The sequence below is a fragment of the Bradyrhizobium sp. genome (genome assembly GCF_035273305.1).
Taxonomy (GTDB): domain Bacteria; phylum Pseudomonadota; class Alphaproteobacteria; order Rhizobiales; family Xanthobacteraceae; genus Bradyrhizobium.
In genome coordinates this window covers 1-14,986 of record NZ_DATEPI010000228.1, presented here as the reverse complement: position 1 = coordinate 14,986, position 14,986 = coordinate 1, and the positions used below count along the sequence as shown (strand labels likewise).

Genomic DNA, 14,986 nt, shown 5'->3' with positions numbered 1-14,986 from the left:
GTTTTCGTAACCCACGGGAGATCGCGTCTGGTATTCCTGGAATCCGTCGTCATCGCGATCGCCGTACTTGTCGATCCAGGCAAGGCAAGCTTCCGCCGTCCGCAAATGCCGCTCGAGCAGCGAGCGGTCGCCGCAGGCGCGCCATGCGGCATGAAGCGCTATCAACCAGAGCGGCGTCGCATCCGCAGTGCCGTAATACGGCGTATGTGGAATCAAATGGAAATGTGCGAGTTCGCCGTAGCGAAGCTCATGAAGTATCTTCCCAGGCTCGGCATCGCGATAATTATCAATTTCCTTGGCCTGATACTGGGCCAGAACTTCCAACGTGCCGGTAGCGAATTCCGGATGAACTATCACGGTTTGAAGCGACGCGATCAGCGTATCACGGCCAAATAACGCCACGTACCACGGAAGTCCGGCTGCCGGGACAAATACCATGTGATCGGTGCCCTTCAACGGCAGCCGCAAGGCGGCCATGTCACGAACGCTTTGACTAAAGCATCGACGGAATTCCTCGTTGCTGGTTTCCACCTTCAGAACCGCTTGACGCCATTCGTCGACCAGCCCAGCTTGATGCGAATGTCTTCGCTGGTGGGTACAGTTCCTCGGCGCACGAATCCGTTCTTTTCCGTCTACCAGATCGTAGCGCAGACACCGCCGCCACACCTCTCCGCCTTTGAGCGCAATTTCAAAGATGAGCCGCCCATTGGCATGACATGCAGGGACTTCCTTTTCCCCGCCGCAGCGAACAATCAATTCACGGCGGAAGTTCTCGTTGGAATACGCAATGCGGAGTAGCTGATGCTTTGCCGACCAAAACGAACTGATTTGGCCGCGCCTGACGGCACGGCCGCCCTTCACTTCAAAGATGTCGGCGAAGTCCGCCCGAATTGCAATTTCCAGGTTGAAGCGCACCGGCATCGGATTGTGATTGCTGATTTCGATGTCCTCGTGGAGCCCGCCATCGATCTGGCGCACAATCATTAAACCTAGCGTATGCGGCTCGATCAGCCCGTCTTGGCTCGCAAAGGCACAGTTGGTCTGAAACATGCGGGCAAGGTGGGGAGCCACTGTACCGCCGTTCAATAATTCCCACGGCACACCGTTGGCGTAGATCGCCCAGGCGCTGATGAGCCTGGTATCGCGAAAATATAATCCACCCTTGCTGGGCGTCGTCACTTGCCCATCAGGATCGGTAAGCAACACGGTCTGGCCCTGATGGATGGCGATCTCCGCCGGGCCAACCCGAACCTTGAAAGTCATGCGCACAAATCTTTGGACACGATTAGCAAGCTTCTCTTCATCAGCTCGCGGCGAAATCGCCACGAGTATCAATCAGCGTATTGCACGGGTTTCGTTTCAGGCATGCGGTACCAGAGGAGCGCCGTCGCGATCACCGCCACGGCTGCCAAGCTCAGAAATGTCGTGGTTGCACTAGATCGCTGCCAGAGTAGCCCACTCAGCGCCGTGCTAACCGAAGCTGCAAGTCCCGTAATCATGCTGACGGCGCCGCGGGCCAGATTGAACCTACCGGTGCCCGCCGTGAGGTCCGTGATAATCACGACCGTGAGCACGCTGATTATAGCGCCGCTCAGTCCGTCCAAAATCTGCACGGCGGTGAGCAAGTATGAGTTGCTGATGAAGGAGAAGATGCCGCCGCGGATGACCTCGAGACCAAACCCGACCAACAGCAACGGCTTGCGTCCCCACAGCTCCGAACAATATCCAACCCATGGCGAGCAAAACGCAACGATCAGTTGAGGAGCGGCGATCAATCCGGATAACAGCAGCGAATCGAATTCCAATCTGGATTGACCTAGTCGTTCGCTGACGAGAGGCAGCATCGAGGCGTCGGACAATTGAAACAGCGCAAGGCAACCGGCAAACCAGAGCAGGTCGGAATTCTTCCGAAGCTCCATGACGCTTTTGACAGTTGGGCCCTTCTCGCCCTTACCTGCATTTCGTGCGCGGCTGTAATCGATCTCATCGCCGCGGATGCGTCCGAGCCCAATCAACGCTGGAATCACAAGCGCCGCAGCCGTCAAAAAGATAGCCCTCGAAGTGAAGTACTTTCCGAGCACTCCCATCACGACGGCCGTTAGCGCGTTACCCGCCGCGTCATATCGATGATTGCGTCCGACGCGCAACGACATCATTCTTCGACCCACGAGCCCGAGGCTGATCGCAGCGATGGCCGGGCCCAACATGCCGGCGGTTAGGCCGTGAAGCGCCTCCGCGATCAGCACGAACGGGAAACTCGGGTACAGCGCAAGAAGCAACGCAGCAATGCCTACCATCAGGAGTCCGGCCGCGGCCAATCCTCGCTTTGAACGGATAGAATCCGCCAGCGCTCCGGCCGGGATCACTCCGATAACACCTGAAATTCGACCGACCGTAAGCGCAAATCCAACGCTCTCCTGCGACCATTGCAACTCCGCAAGGTAAAGCGAAACAAACGCACCAAATCCGGTTTGAACATCCGCAGTGAAGAAGTTCATCCAATCGAGCCCTCGCCGGCTCTGTGATGAACCCGCGTGCTCCAGCGATTGTTTTTGCCGCCGATGTCGGGAAACTGTTTGGGTGAATTGGAGAGACATTTCGCTCGCCAGTGCATCGGCGATAGTGGTCACGTCGGTGATAAACACAGAACTTTCAGAATGTTCCGTTGTCGTCCACCTCACTGAGTGGGAATAACATTGCAGTTGGTACGTCCCGACATCAGGCAATCCTGCATCTTGCTCGTCGCCAACAGTTCGTGAGCCAGCCACAGCCCCACAATCAGGAGAACCACTGCGATTGCCAGGCCTGCGATTGCGCCTCGCCGGTTTCCTCCGTGGTCGGGATCAGTCATGGGTGAACCGACAGAGTTGCAGGAAAGTCATCGGCTGGCGGCCAATTTTACCATTCACCCGCGCCAAAATAACCAGATGTTCAGTCTGTTCCTTCGTTTTTTATGGCTTCCCGCCGCGCGCGCATGTACACCCCTCCGGATTCAAGCAGGGCAACGTCGCCCTGCGCTGGCGGTCCGGCGACAGCCGATCGGCTCACACAAACAAGAAAGCGACAAGGCCCCCTTCATGAGCGGATTCAAGGAACCAGGCTTTGCGGACCGGCAAAAAGCGGCCGAGCAGGCAAGGCAAAACATTCTGGAGAAGTTTCGCAGCCAGCCGGGTCCAGACGACCCTGCTGTCAAGCGGCGGCAGGCCGAGCGGGAGGCCCTAGCTGCCGAACGCGCCAAGGCAAAATTAGCCCGCGACGCCGCTAAAGCCGAGCAGAAGCTGCGGGAGGAAGAATTGGCGGCGGCGGCAGCCGCTCAACTCGCGCGCGAAAGGGAAGAAGAGGCCGCTCGTGAAGTCGCGCTTGAGGCCGAGCGCAAAGCCGCGCGAGACGCGCGCTATGCCGCACGCAAAAAGAAGAAAAAGTGACGCGTTACAAAATGGTCTGCTGAGAAAGGGCGCGCAAAACCACGCATGAGCTCTTGAGCCCGTTCGCGTACGGGCGCCCATCATTGCCAGCTCGTTGAGCGAGGTTACCTTCCAAGCCACAGAAGGCGCGAGGTTCGCTGCGGGGTTGGGAGACTCGCCCTATTCAGGGGCGAGTCTCCCAACCGCAAACGACGGTTAGTTACTTCTTCATCCCGTCGTCTTTTTTCATGCCGTCCTTCGACATAGTGTCCTTCTTCATGGAATCCTTGGACATGGTGTCCTTCTTCATGGAGTCCTTGGACATGGTATCCTTTTTCATACCGTCATCCTTGCCCATCTTGTCCTGGGCAAAAGCGGCTGGCGCGAGCGTCAGGCTGAGCGAAAGAACGGCGGCTGAAAGGCCGACCGCGATGCGGGTGCTGATGGTCATTGGCTGATATTCCTCTTGGAATGGTCGGGTAGCGACGAATGCCGCTACACCCAGACGGCGCCGAGATGCGCTTTGTTACCCGCTATGCGGAAAATTTTAGCGAGGCGGCATCGAAGGTATCAATGACACCAAGAAAAAAAGCCTCATTTCGTCTTTTTTCCGTCGAATCTCTGGGGCAAGAGTGCGCCGCAACATGCGGCGGTTCTATCTGCCAACCTGCCTCGAACTTTCAGACTAGAGGAAATCTGGGCGAATGCAGGGTAAGATGCCCTGCAGGGTCGCTCGATCAATTCCAATCAATCATCGCCCAGGGGAGATTTTGATGTTTACACGCCGCCACGTGCTTGTGTCAGCGCTTGCCGCGCCCGCCGTCCTGCGGTTCGGGACCGGAACGGCCCAGGCAGCAACCACGCTGAAAATATCGCATCAGTTTCCTGGTGGGACAATTGATAAGGGCGACTTCCGTGACAGGCTGTGTCGGGTATTCGCGGCTGAAGTGGCGAAGCGAAGCGGTGGCGAGATAGCCGCCGAGATCTACCCGAATTCATCGCTCATCAAGACCAATGCGCAGTTCTCGGCCATGCGCAAAGGCGCGCTCGATATCAGTCTGTACCCTATGCCCTACGCCGGAGGCGAATTGCCGGAAACCAATATCGGATTGATGCCCGGGCTGGTCTCGACCTACGACCAGGGCCTGAGCTGGAAGACCAAGCCGATCGGCAAGGCGCTGACCGACTTTTTGGCCGACAAGGGCATCATACTCCTGACGTGGGTGTGGCAAGCCGGCGGCGTCGCCAGTCGCTCGAGGCCGATCGTTGCGCCGGAGGACGCCAAAGGCCTCAAGGTCCGCGGCGGCTCGCGCGAGATGGACATGGTACTGCAGACGGCAGGCGCTTCGGTGCTCTCCGTGCCGTCGAACGAAATCTACGCCGCGATGCAGACCGGCGCGTGCGATGCCGGCATTACATCCTCCACCAGCCTGATTTCCTTCCGCCTTGAGGAAGTCTCCAAAGCCCTGACGTCAGGCGCCGGCGCATCCTACTGGTTCATGTTGGAGCCGCTGATGATGTCGAAATCAATCTTCGATGCCTTGCCGAAGAAGCACAAGGACATCATCCTTACAGTCGGCTCCGAACTCGAGGCGTTCGGCAAGAAAGGCGCGCAGGACGACGACAAGGAAGTTGCCAAGGTCTACGAGAAGGCAGGATGCAAGATTGCCGCGCTTGATGTGGCCACCGTCGGCAAATGGCGAAACATCGCGCGGGATACCGCCTGGAAGGACTACGGCGCCAAGACCGCGACCGCAGCTAACCTGTTGAAGCTAGCCTCCGACGTCGCCGCATGATGCATGGTCCGGTCGGGGATAAGCTCGACCGTTCGGACGCCGCTGCAAGCAACCCGTTTGTGGCGGCGGTTGGACGCGGGCTCGACGTGTGCAACAACGTCATCGTCGTCCTCGCGGCGTTGGCGCTGATCGCCGCTTGCATTATCCTCAGTTATAGCGTGCTCAGCCGTGCCCTGTTTCACAGTGCGAACTATTGGCAGGACGAAGCGGCCGTATTTCTCTTGGTCGGCGCGACATTCATGACCTCAGCCTATGTGCAGGCACAGCGCGGGCATATCGGGATCGAAGCCTTCGTCGGCCTGCTGTCGCCACGAGCCAATCGGGTAAGGCTCTGGTTGGTGGATTTCGCGAGCTTCCTTTTCTGCGCATTCTTCACATGGAAATCCTGGACGCTGGCGCATGAAGCCTGGGTCGACGGCCAGGTTTCAAACTCGATGTGGTCGCCGCCGTTGGCCATCCCCTATTGCCTCATGGCCGCCGGCATGACGTTGCTTTGCATCCAAATACTGCTGCAGATCGCAGCCCCGCTGAGCCGTACGGCGCGTCCATGACTGTGCTTGGAATTGGCATTAGCTACGGCCTTGCAACTTTGGTCGCGATGTTCTCGGGCATGCCGATCGCGTTTGCGCTTGGCGCGGTCGCCGTGGTGTTCATGGGCATCTACATGCCGACCGCTTCGCTCGATACCGTCACCCAGAATGTCTATGAAGAGATGGCTTCGATAACGCTGTTGTCGATCCCGCTTTTTATTCTGAAGGGTGCGGCGATCGGCAAGTCCCGCGCCGGCCAGGATCTGTATTCCGCGCTCCACGCCTGGCTGCATCGCGTGCCGGGCGGCCTCGGCGTTGCCAATGTGTTTGCCTGCGCGTTGTTCGCTGCCATGGCAGGCTCATCGCCTGCCACCTGCTCTGCCATCGGCTCAGCCGGAATTCCGGAAATGCGCAAGCGCGGTTATTCTGGCGGATTCGCTGCCGGCATCATTGCAGCTGGCGGAACGCTCGGCATCCTGCTGCCGCCCTCGATCACCATGATCTTGTTTGCCGTCGCCGCGGAAAAATCGCTGGGCAGGCTGTTCCTGGCTGGCATCGGACCCGGCCTCCTGCTGGTTACGCTATTTGGCGTCTATGCGGTCTTGCGCTTCCGCAAGGAGTATGCGGCAGCCAGTGCACTCTACAAGGAGACCGGCGCAGCTTCCGCCATCCTGCATCGGGACGAGTTCACGATGGCGGATCGCTTCAACGTGCTGCCGCGGGTGCTGCCGTTCGTGCTGCTGCTGACCGGCGTCATGATCGCGCTGTACGGTGGTTATGCAACGCCTTCCGAGACCGCGGGCCTCGGCGGACTTCTGGCGCTGGTGCTGATCGCACTGATCTATACGGTGTGGCGGCCGGCCGATCTGGCCCCCATCCTGAAATCGACAATCCGCGAATCCACCATGCTGATGATGATCATCGGCATGTCGCTGTTGTATTCCTATGTCATGAGCTACCTGCACATCTCGCAATCGGTCGCCGAGTCGATCGTCGCGATGCAGCTGCCAAGATGGGAACTGCTGACGGCCATCCTCGTCATGGTTGTCGTGCTCGGGTTTTTTCTCCCGCCAGTTTCGATCATCCTGATGACCGCGCCGATCATCCTGCCACCGCTGCGTGCGGCGCATTTCGATATCATTTGGTTTGGTGTCGTGATGACTATCGTGATGGAGATGGGCCTTATTCATCCCCCCGTCGGGCTGAACATCTTCGTCATTCGCAATGTCGCGCCCGATATCCCCTTGAGCGAGATCATCTGGGGCACCTTGCCCTTCGTGCTGTTGATGATGGCCGCAGTTGTCGTGCTGTGCTTTGTGCCGGAGATTTCGACCACGCTACCCGATATGATCATGGGTCCTGACGGCGGGCGCTAGCTACGAGCATCCGAGGCGCTAGTTTGCCAATCGCTGCTTCGCGTTCATCGCTCCGGCGACGCGGCTGAGCGGCGGGCGCCCGATCAGACGGCTGACGGCGTTGGTCGCTGCCACTAACTTTTGCATGTCAACACCTGTAGCGATGCCCATCCCCTCCAGCATGTAAACGACGTCTTCAGTCGCGACATTGCCGGTCGCACCGGGTGCAAACGGGCAGCCGCCGAGACCGCCGGCGGCGGAATCAATGACGCGCGCGCCCTCCTCCATTCCCGCATACAGATTGGCCAGCGCCTGGCCGTATGTATCGTGGAAATGCATGGCCAGATTGGTCATCGGCACTACCCCGGAAACCGCGCGCAGCAACTGCCTGGCCTTGAGCGGCGTGCCGACACCAATCGTGTCCCCAAGCGATATTTCGTAGCAACCAAGGTCCCACAACACCTTTGCGACATCCGCGACGGCTTGCGGCTTCACCTCACCATCAAACGGGCATCCGAGGACGCAGGAGATATAACCGCGCACCCTGACGGCATCGGCCTTGGCCTTGTCGATGACAGGTTTGAACCGCTCAATGGATTCGGCGACCGAGCAGTTAATATTGGCGCGTGAGAAGCCCTCCGACGCCGATGCAAACACGGCTATTACTTTTGCACCGGCTGCGCGTGCCGCTTCGTAGCCCTTTTCATTCGGCACCAAAACGTGGAATTCGCTAGACGCGTGATGGTCAACACCGCGCAGCACCTGATCCGAATTAACCATCTGAGGGATCGCCTTGGGCGATACAAATGCTCCGACTTCGATGGTATGCAGACCAGCGTCGACCAGCGCCTCGATGAATGCAATGCGGTCCGCGACACTGACGGGTGTCTTTTCGTTTTGCAGCCCGTCCCGCGGTCCGACTTCGACGATGCGTACGGATTCCGTCATACTCATCTCACGAGACTGCCGGCTCGACCTCGGCGAGTTCGAGCCCTTCGCTAACGATATCGCCAACCTTGCATTTGATTGCTTTCAACACTCCGGCGAACGGCGCGCGCAAGGTCTGCTCCATTTTCATCACTTCAAGCGTCAGTATCGGTGCGCCCTTCTCCAGTGTCGCGCCGACTTCAGCCAAAAGCGCCACGACCGTCCCGGGCAACGGCGCGACGATCTTGTCCTCACCAACCTGCTCTTCGTCGTCGCCGCCGAACGGATCGATCCAATGGAGATCGAAACGGCCGTTGGGCGTCCGAAGGTAAAGCTCATGCCCTTCGACGACCGAGACGACATGGTATTTCATCCCGTCCAGCACCACATCAAGCGCGCCATCCTCCGCATGAGAAGAGGCAAAAGCCATTTCCTTCCCACCAATGGAGAGCGTTGCAGGTCCTCTGCCATAGTGGAGTTTCACGTCTTGCTCGGGGCCGTGCGCCTGCCGAAACCTGAAAAGCCGCTGCCGCCTTCCCACCGGCATCCAACCCGAATGCAGCCAGGGCGAGCTTGCGTCGGACCGCGCGACTCTCTCTTCTTCGTCCATGATCGAAGCGACGGCCGCCCCTAACTCTAGATGGCCTGGGACAATCGGCGTCGGCGTCAAGCTCTTCAGTTCGCGTTCGATAAAACCGGTATCGATGACATTGGCGCGTACTTCCGGGCGCGTGATCAACGCCGAGAGAAACGGAATGTTGGTCACGACACCGCGAACGTCCGATTGCTCCAGGCCGCGATTGAGCCGCTCAATCGCACCCTCACGGGTCGGCGCCCAGGCGATTACCTTCGCCAGCATGGCATCGTAGTGCGGCGAAACCGTATCGCCGGACTGATAACCGGCGTCAATGCGCAAGCCATCCACAGAGTCCGGCATGTGCCAAGTTCGTATCGTGCCGACGGATGGCATAAAATTCTTGTCTGGATTTTCGGCGTAGACCCGCGCCTCAATCGCGTGACCGTTGAGTTTGACCTCATTTTGCGTCAAGGGCAGCTTTTCGCCGAACGCAACCCGAAACTGCCATTCCACGAGATCGATGCCAGTGATCAATTCAGTCACGGGATGCTCGACCTGCAGTCTTGTGTTCATCTCAATGAAAAAAACGTCTTTGCCATCCGAAACGAATTCGATGGTCCCGGCGCCGACATAGTTGACTGCACCCGCGGCCTTGCGCGCGGCGGCGCAAACGGTCTCGCGCTGGGTCGCGTTAAGCGTCGGGGACGGAGCTTCCTCGATCACCTTCTGATGACGTCGCTGCAACGTACATTCCCGCTCAAATAATGACAGCAGATTGCCGTGACTGTCGCCGATCACTTGCACTTCGATATGGCGCGGGTTCTTGACGAATTTCTCGATCAGCATGCGATCATCGCCAAACGCGGCTTTTGCTTCGCGCTTGGCGCTCACGATCGCGGCGGCAAGCTCACCTGCCGAATGAACAATCCGCATACCGCGTCCGCCGCCGCCGGCCGATGCCTTGACCAGAACGGGGAAACCGATCTTGTCGGCCGCCTTCATCAGCGTTGTTTCGTCCTGCGCCGTCCCGTGATACCCCGGCACTAGCGGCACGCCGGCTTTTTCCATCAGCAGCTTAGAGCCCGATTTCGAACCCATTGCACTGATCATCCCGGCGGTCGGACCGACGAACACCAAGTCTGCATCGAGGCAGGATTGGGCGAATTCGGCGCTCTCGGACAGAAAGCCATAGCCCGGATGGATCGCTTCAGCGCCACTCCGGCGCGCCGCTTCGAGCATCCGGGGGATGCTCAGATAACTATCGCGAGCGCGCGCGGGGCCGAGCAGCACAGCCTCATCGGCCATTGCGACGTGCATGGCATCACGGTCAGCTTCGGAATAGACCGCAACGGTACGCAGCCCCATCGCCCTTGCGGTACGGATCAAGCGACAGGCGATCTCGCCGCGATTAGCGATCAGCAGCCTCCGAAACCGCCGGTACAGTCGGGAGCGATCCATCATCACATCCTGAACAGCCCGAAGCGGGTCTGCTCCATCGGAGCATTCGCTGCGGCCGAAAGCCCAAGGCCCAGTACCAGTCTGGTGTCGGCCGGATCGATCACACCGTCATCCCACAATCGGGCGGTGGCGTAGTATGGGTTGCCCTGCTTCTCGTATTGAGCGCGTATAGGGCTACGAAATTTGTCTTCGTCTTCCGACGACCATGTGTCGCCCTTTCCCTCGATGTTATCGCGCCGCACCTGACTGAGTACCATCGCCGCTTGTTCACCACCCATCACCGAGATGCGGGCGTTCGGCCACATCCAGAGGAAACGCGGGCCATACGCGCGGCCGCACATGCCGTAATTGCCCGCGCCGTACGAGCCACCGATTACAACCGTGAATTTCGGCACCCCGGCGGTAGCAACCGCCGTCACCAGCTTGGCGCCATCGCGCGCGATCCCGCCGGCTTCGTACTTTTTGCCAACCATGAAGCCGGTAATGTTCTGCAGGAACACGAGTGGAATATTGCGCTGACAGCACAACTCTATGAAATGTGCGCCCTTCAGCGAACTCTCGCTAAAGAGAATTCCGTTATTAGCAATGATGCCGACCGGATAGCCCCAGAGGTGGGCGAAGCCGCAAATCAGAGTCTGACCGTACAACTTCTTGAATTCATCGAACTCTGAGCCGTCGACGAGGCGTGCGATGACATCGTGGACATCGAATGGCTTGCGCCCATCGGCGGAGACCACGCCATAAATATCTTCGGGTGCAAACAGCGGGTCGCGCGGCTCACGCATGTTCAAAGTCGCACGGTCCGGTTTCTTGAATGTAGCGATGATGCGGCGCGCGATGCCGATCGCATGACTGTCATTCTGGGCGTAGTGATCGGTTACGCCGGATTGACGCGAATGCACGTCAGCTCCGCCGAGTTCTTCAGCGGAGACCACCTCGCCAGTTGCCGCCTTCACCAGCGGCGGACCGCCCAGGAAAATGGTGCCCTGATTGCGAACGATAATGCTCTCGTCAGACATGGCCGGCACATAGGCGCCTCCAGCGGTACAGGATCCCATCACAATGGCGATCTGCGGAATGCCGAGTGCTGACATCTGGGCTTGATTGTAAAAGATGCGGCCGAAATGCCGCTCGTCAGGGAAAATTTCATCCTGCATCGGCAGGAATGCACCGCCAGAATCCACCATATAGACGCAGGGCAGATTATTTTGACGGGCGACATCCTGGGCCCGAAGGTGCTTTTTCACTGTGAGAGGATAATAAGTGCCGCCCTTGATAGTGGCGTCGTTCGCGACAATGACGCACTCCCGACCCGAGATGCGACCTACTCCGGTGATGATACTGGCGGAATGCACATCGCCGCCATAAAGCCCATATGCGGCGAGCGGTGACAGCTCCAGAAACGCCGTACCCGGATCAATCAGGAGGTCGACGCGCTCTCGCGCCAGCATCTTGCCGCGCGAGATGTGCCGCGTCCGCGATACCTCGCCACCGCCGCCCGCGACCTCATCCAGCCGTTCGCGCAACTGCGCGACCAGCGCGCGCATGGCTTCCGCGTTGGTGGCAAAATCGGGCGAGGCAGGATCAATAGTGGAGCGAAGCGGCATCTCATCAGCAGTTAATGTTGCGCCGCAATTCCGGCGTCGGAGCTCGGATCATGGTGTCATCGGGGAGCCGTCTCGCGCAACCGATAACTGCAGGCTGCAACGTAAGTCATTGGTTAATAGCAGATCGCCCGGTTAATGGGTCCAGGGTTCGCCGCGCCGGAACGCAAAATTGTCAGCATAGGCAGCTTGCCGGCGCGCGGGCTCCTTGGGCTCGATCACCTGGTAGGGAATGCCCTTGCTCTCACAATAGGCGATCGCTTCTTCTTTGGTCTGGAAGCCGATCGTGAGCTGTTGCTTCATGTCGCGGGAACTGGTCCATCCCATCAAAGGCTCGATTGCCCGTGGCTGCTCGGGCTCGTACTCGAGCTGCCACTCCTTGGTCTGAGCCATGCCCGACTGCATCGCGTTCTTGGCGGGCTTAAAGATGCGTGCGGTCATTTGATCGACCTTGGGAAAGCGGAATGTGGGCGCATGGTGGAAACTGCCGGGATGGTATAAATGGCACGTCAGAAGTTCACTGATTCTTGGCCAGATGTTACATTTTCCTGATCCGTATAATCATTATACTGGCGACTGACAACGGTCGCCGGGGCAGCTGAGAGGTCCGTTGTTCTGCTGCTTGATCCGCTCGAAAGTTTATTCGAAACGACGCCCATGAAAATCAACGCAACGCTTCCGGAAAAAGGCCGCGATCTCCGACTGGACCTGTTTCGCGGTGTCGCGAACTGGGCGATTTTCCTGGACCACATACCGGACAACGTCGTCAACTGGATCACCACACGAAATTACGGCTTCAGCGACGCCGCCGACCTGTTCGTTTTCATCTCCGGTTACACCGCCTCGTTCGTATATGCGCGGATGATGCTGGAACGCGGCTTTATCGTCGGCGCGACGCGTTTGACCAAACGTGTTTGGCAGCTCTACGTCGCTCACGTCATCTTATTTGTGATCTATATCGTTTCGATCGGGTACGTCGCGCAGCGCTACAGCGATCCGGAGATCATCAACGAGTTTAATGTCGCCGGACTGGTCGACAGCGCGGTCGAAACGCTGCGCCAGGGATTGCTGCTGAAGTTTAAACCAGTCAATCTCGACGTGCTCCCGCTCTACATCGTGCTGATGGGTTTGTTCCCGCCGGTGTTGTGGATGATGCTGCGCCGGCCCGGCCTCACCATGCTGGCGTCGATCGCACTGTGGCTCGCGGCCCGCCATTTCGGCTGGAACTTCGCGGCCTATCCGGCTGGGACCTGGTACTTCAACCCATACTGCTGGCAGGTGCTGTTTGTGTTCGGCTCATGGTGCGCGCTAGGGGGCGCCAGAAAGTCTATGGCGATCATCAACGCGCCATTCACTCTTTACTTCTGCATCGGCTATCTCGTTCTTGCCCTCGTGATGACGATGGCCGGCAAGTTTCCGGATTTCGGGAATATGTTCCCGCATTGGCTTTATTCAACCTTCAACCCGAACGACAAAACCAACCTGGCCCCGTATCGTTTTGTACATTTCGTGGTGATCGTGATCCTGGTGATACGGTTCGTGCCAAAGGACTGGGAGGGCCTGCAATGGCGGATGTTTGACCCGCTCATTGTTTGTGGTCAGCAGTCGCTCGCAGTGTTCTGCGTCGGCGTCTTCCTCTCGTTCGTCGGGCATTTCGAACTGATGATGAGTTCCGGGTCGCTGTTTGCGCAGATCTTTGTCAGCGTGACAGGCATCGCGATTATGACCATCGTCGCCTACTATATTTCATGGTCAAAGCGACAGGATAAGCCGATCGCCAAACCGGTCCCCAAGCCGGCGGCCACGTCCAACCCCGACTGATCTGGCATCAATTGCAGCCGCTGCTCGGCACTGACGCCTAACGGCGAGGCTTGTTCACCAACCTGCCTCTGGATGAAATGCCGCTCCATGAGGTGGACCAACTCACTTCGGCATCGGTGTCCGTTGCACTGGTATGCTGCGCTCGGTTTCCCTCCAGCGCGAAAATCGCGCCTTGCGGATCTATGCACCGGACGATCCATTCCCCGCCCGGCACTTCAATCGGACCTTCAAAAATCTTGCCGCCAGCGCCAGTCACGCGCTCCAACGCGGCGTCGAGATCATCAACGTTGAAGTAGTAGAGCCAATATGGCACACGCTCGGCAGGACGCTTGGTGAAAATGCCGCCAATCATCTGACCGGCGGCCGAGAACAATTGGTAGGCATCTGTTGGACCAAGTTCGGTGTCCGCTTTCTGCCAACCGAACAGCTCGCGATAAAATGCAAACGCCTTGGCCCAATCGGCTGCAAGCAATTCGTGCCAGCCCACCTGTCCAGCTTCGTGCAGTTCGGCCGGCTGCTGACCAGGCTGTAGCCGATCGATCAATCCAAACATTGCATTCTGCGGGTCAGCTACGACTGCAATGCGGCCGATGTTGCTATTGGTCGGCACGACGTAGATGGCGCCACCCAGACGTTTGATACGGTCTGCGGTGGCATCCACATCGGTAACGACGTAGCCCATCCACCGTGGCGTCGCACCCATTCTACGCGCTTCCTCTGGAAGCTCCATCAGTCCGCCTAATAGCGTCGTCTCGGTTCTCAAGAACGTGTAGGTCTGATCTGGTGTCGCGGCGTCCTCGGAGTCCCAGCCCACAACCTGAGCATAGAAAGTTCGCGCTGCCGCCACATCCGTGGTCATCAGCTCATACCAAGCGAAGCGTTGGTTATCAGCGACCATGCTGATGTGTCCTGCTGAACCAGATCGCGAAGCGACAGCCGAAAAACTTCAAACCAGCCCTCTCATTCATCAACATGAACTCAAGCGGTGCGATCACGTCCAGTGAGCAACGAGCCTTGCACGGTACACGTCTGCAGCGTAGGATTGATGAGCTGAACTCTACACGACATTGCAAAGTATGGAGGAAGCAACCATGGCACGAGTGAAGCAAGCTTCGAAGCGCGTTACCAAAGCCGTACCGGTCTTGGGCGCCGCGGGATTAACTTTCTCCTTGGCCGGAGGCGCCTCCGCTGCGGTCGCGCCGGCTCAAGATCAGCCAACTACGCCAAACCTCGGCCCGAGTCACCAGATCACTCTCGGCGAAGAGGAAATCTCCGACGTCAGCCTGGCCACGTTTTACGTCTTCGACAAGGAGGACACCGGAGCCGCGCGGAATGGCGTCCAGGTAGCGCGCGCCTGCGGTGGCTGCAGAGGGTGCAGAGGTTGCCGTGGCTGCAGAGGTTGCAGGGGCTGCGGGTGCGGAGGAGGCTGCGGGGGCTGCTGTCTCTCGTGGGGAGCTTGCCGCTGGTGCTAGTCGAGCGGACCGATCTCTCAATACACTGATGACAAGCTCATT

14 protein-coding genes are annotated in these 14,986 nt (G+C 58.6%); 5 read left to right on the top strand and 9 right to left on the bottom strand.

The window, feature by feature from the left end:
• From VJV58_RS15500 to VJV58_RS15490, 3 genes are all read right to left on the bottom strand, one after another.
• The coding region (locus VJV58_RS15500) for a glycogen debranching N-terminal domain-containing protein (protein ID WP_324138246.1) at positions 1 to 1,263 on the bottom strand (1,263 nt) is incomplete at its 3' end.
• 68 nt (positions 1,264 to 1,331) lie between these two features.
• On the bottom strand, positions 1,332 to 2,498 hold the full coding sequence (locus tag VJV58_RS15495; RefSeq protein ID WP_324138245.1) for an MFS transporter: 1,167 nt from the start codon (positions 2,496 to 2,498) through the stop codon (positions 1,332 to 1,334).
• Between the two features lie 179 nt (positions 2,499 to 2,677).
• Positions 2,678 to 2,851: a hypothetical protein gene (locus VJV58_RS15490; RefSeq protein WP_324138244.1), complete on the bottom strand. Its 174-nt coding sequence runs from the start codon at positions 2,849 to 2,851 to the stop codon at positions 2,678 to 2,680.
• A gap of 226 nt (positions 2,852 to 3,077) precedes the next feature.
• On the opposite strand from VJV58_RS15490, the gene VJV58_RS15485 reads away from it, so the two are divergent.
• Entirely contained in the window at positions 3,078 to 3,425 is a 348-nt protein-coding gene (locus tag VJV58_RS15485; RefSeq protein WP_324138243.1) for a DUF6481 family protein, read from the top strand.
• A 199-nt stretch (positions 3,426 to 3,624) separates the two neighbouring features.
• Here the strand turns inward: VJV58_RS15485 and VJV58_RS15480 are convergent, their stop codons facing one another.
• Positions 3,625 to 3,855, bottom strand: a complete 231-nt coding sequence (locus VJV58_RS15480; protein ID WP_324138242.1) for a pentapeptide MXKDX repeat protein — start codon at positions 3,853 to 3,855, stop codon at positions 3,625 to 3,627.
• A 322-nt stretch (positions 3,856 to 4,177) separates the two neighbouring features.
• Between VJV58_RS15480 and dctP the strand changes: the two genes are divergently transcribed.
• The 3 genes from dctP to VJV58_RS15465 are packed head-to-tail and all read left to right on the top strand — an operon-like array spanning position 4,178 to position 7,106.
• On the top strand, positions 4,178 to 5,200 hold the full coding sequence (dctP, locus tag VJV58_RS15475; RefSeq protein ID WP_324138241.1) for a TRAP transporter substrate-binding protein DctP: 1,023 nt from the start codon (positions 4,178 to 4,180) through the stop codon (positions 5,198 to 5,200).
• On the top strand, positions 5,197 to 5,751 hold the full coding sequence (locus tag VJV58_RS15470) for a TRAP transporter small permease (RefSeq protein ID WP_324138240.1): 555 nt from the start codon (positions 5,197 to 5,199) through the stop codon (positions 5,749 to 5,751). The genes dctP and VJV58_RS15470 overlap by 4 nt, the downstream gene beginning before the upstream one ends.
• Entirely contained in the window at positions 5,748 to 7,106 is a 1,359-nt protein-coding gene (locus VJV58_RS15465) for a TRAP transporter large permease (RefSeq protein WP_324138239.1), read from the top strand. The genes VJV58_RS15470 and VJV58_RS15465 overlap by 4 nt, the downstream gene beginning before the upstream one ends.
• An 18-nt stretch (positions 7,107 to 7,124) precedes the next feature.
• Here VJV58_RS15465 and VJV58_RS15460 read toward each other — a convergent pair whose 3' ends face one another.
• The 4 genes from VJV58_RS15460 to VJV58_RS15445 form a co-directional block, all read right to left on the bottom strand.
• On the bottom strand, positions 7,125 to 8,033 hold the full coding sequence (locus VJV58_RS15460) for a hydroxymethylglutaryl-CoA lyase (RefSeq protein WP_324138238.1): 909 nt from the start codon (positions 8,031 to 8,033) through the stop codon (positions 7,125 to 7,127).
• A 7-nt stretch (positions 8,034 to 8,040) separates the two neighbouring features.
• Complete coding sequence (locus VJV58_RS15455) at positions 8,041 to 10,047, bottom strand: acetyl-CoA carboxylase biotin carboxylase subunit (RefSeq protein ID WP_324138237.1); 2,007 nt, start codon at positions 10,045 to 10,047, stop codon at positions 8,041 to 8,043.
• 2 nt (positions 10,048 to 10,049) lie between these two features.
• Positions 10,050 to 11,654 carry a carboxyl transferase domain-containing protein gene (locus VJV58_RS15450; RefSeq protein ID WP_324138236.1) on the bottom strand — a complete coding sequence of 535 codons (1,605 nt, stop codon included), beginning with the start codon at positions 11,652 to 11,654 and terminating at the stop codon, positions 10,050 to 10,052.
• Positions 11,655 to 11,786: 132 nt separating this feature from the next.
• Entirely contained in the window at positions 11,787 to 12,092 is a 306-nt protein-coding gene (locus VJV58_RS15445; protein WP_324138235.1) for an ETC complex I subunit, read from the bottom strand.
• A gap of 216 nt (positions 12,093 to 12,308) precedes the next feature.
• Here VJV58_RS15445 and VJV58_RS15440 point away from each other — a divergent pair, with 216 nt between their 5' ends.
• A complete protein-coding gene (locus VJV58_RS15440) occupies positions 12,309 to 13,472 on the top strand; it encodes an OpgC domain-containing protein (protein WP_324138234.1) in 1,164 nt (387 codons plus the stop codon).
• A 37-nt stretch (positions 13,473 to 13,509) separates the two neighbouring features.
• Here the strand turns inward: VJV58_RS15440 and VJV58_RS15435 are convergent, their stop codons facing one another.
• Positions 13,510 to 14,370, bottom strand: a complete 861-nt coding sequence (locus VJV58_RS15435; protein ID WP_324138233.1) for a VOC family protein — start codon at positions 14,368 to 14,370, stop codon at positions 13,510 to 13,512.
• Positions 14,371 to 14,986: the final 616 nt, after the last annotated feature.

What these genes read in the sequence shown, in the direction of transcription:
- VJV58_RS15495 (WP_324138245.1), bottom strand. Translation starts at nt 2,498, where the DNA reads ATGAACTTCTTCACTGCGGATGTTCAAACCGGATTTGGTGCGTTTGTT.
- VJV58_RS15490 (WP_324138244.1), bottom strand. Translation starts at nt 2,851, where the DNA reads ATGACTGATCCCGACCACGGAGGAAACCGGCGAGGCGCAATCGCAGGC.
- VJV58_RS15485 (WP_324138243.1), top strand. Translation starts at nt 3,078, where the DNA reads ATGAGCGGATTCAAGGAACCAGGCTTTGCGGACCGGCAAAAAGCGGCC.
- VJV58_RS15480 (WP_324138242.1), bottom strand. Translation starts at nt 3,855, where the DNA reads ATGACCATCAGCACCCGCATCGCGGTCGGCCTTTCAGCCGCCGTTCTT.
- dctP (WP_324138241.1), top strand. Translation starts at nt 4,178, where the DNA reads ATGTTTACACGCCGCCACGTGCTTGTGTCAGCGCTTGCCGCGCCCGCC.
- VJV58_RS15470 (WP_324138240.1), top strand. Translation starts at nt 5,197, where the DNA reads ATGATGCATGGTCCGGTCGGGGATAAGCTCGACCGTTCGGACGCCGCT.
- VJV58_RS15465 (WP_324138239.1), top strand. Translation starts at nt 5,748, where the DNA reads ATGACTGTGCTTGGAATTGGCATTAGCTACGGCCTTGCAACTTTGGTC.
- VJV58_RS15460 (WP_324138238.1), bottom strand. Translation starts at nt 8,033, where the DNA reads ATGACGGAATCCGTACGCATCGTCGAAGTCGGACCGCGGGACGGGCTG.
- VJV58_RS15455 (WP_324138237.1), bottom strand. Translation starts at nt 10,047, where the DNA reads ATGGATCGCTCCCGACTGTACCGGCGGTTTCGGAGGCTGCTGATCGCT.
- VJV58_RS15450 (WP_324138236.1), bottom strand. Translation starts at nt 11,654, where the DNA reads ATGCCGCTTCGCTCCACTATTGATCCTGCCTCGCCCGATTTTGCCACC.
- VJV58_RS15445 (WP_324138235.1), bottom strand. Translation starts at nt 12,092, where the DNA reads ATGACCGCACGCATCTTTAAGCCCGCCAAGAACGCGATGCAGTCGGGC.
- VJV58_RS15440 (WP_324138234.1), top strand. Translation starts at nt 12,309, where the DNA reads ATGAAAATCAACGCAACGCTTCCGGAAAAAGGCCGCGATCTCCGACTG.
- VJV58_RS15435 (WP_324138233.1), bottom strand. Translation starts at nt 14,370, where the DNA reads ATGGTCGCTGATAACCAACGCTTCGCTTGGTATGAGCTGATGACCACG.